This is a genomic window from Streptococcus oralis, from assembly GCF_001588645.1.
In the GTDB taxonomy this organism is placed as follows: domain Bacteria; phylum Bacillota; class Bacilli; order Lactobacillales; family Streptococcaceae; genus Streptococcus; species Streptococcus oralis_AB.
This window is the reverse complement of sequence record NZ_LAYF01000067.1, coordinates 1-232: the sequence shown is the minus strand read 5'-3', so window position 1 is coordinate 232 and position 232 is coordinate 1. Positions and strand designations below refer to the sequence as shown.

The 232-nt window shown below is 43.1% G+C and carries 1 pseudogene; it reads left to right on the top strand.

Annotation, left to right across the window (positions count from 1 at the left end):
- Nucleotides 1–232, top strand: a pseudogene (locus A0739_RS09870) (peptide ABC transporter ATP-binding protein); the annotation flags it as partial.

Genomic DNA, 232 nt, shown 5'->3' with positions numbered 1-232 from the left:
CTGATGCCCAAGATAGCATTTACAACCCAGATAAGGCCAAGGCAGAATTTGCTAAAGCCAAAGAAGCTTTGCAAGCACAGGGAGTTGAATTCCCAATTCATCTAGATGTACCAGTTGACCAAACTGATAAAATCATGGTGCAGCGTACCAACTCCTTCAAACAATCTGTTGAGGCAGCTCTAGGCCAAGAAAACGTTGTGATTGACGTGCATCAAATGTCATCAGACGATTT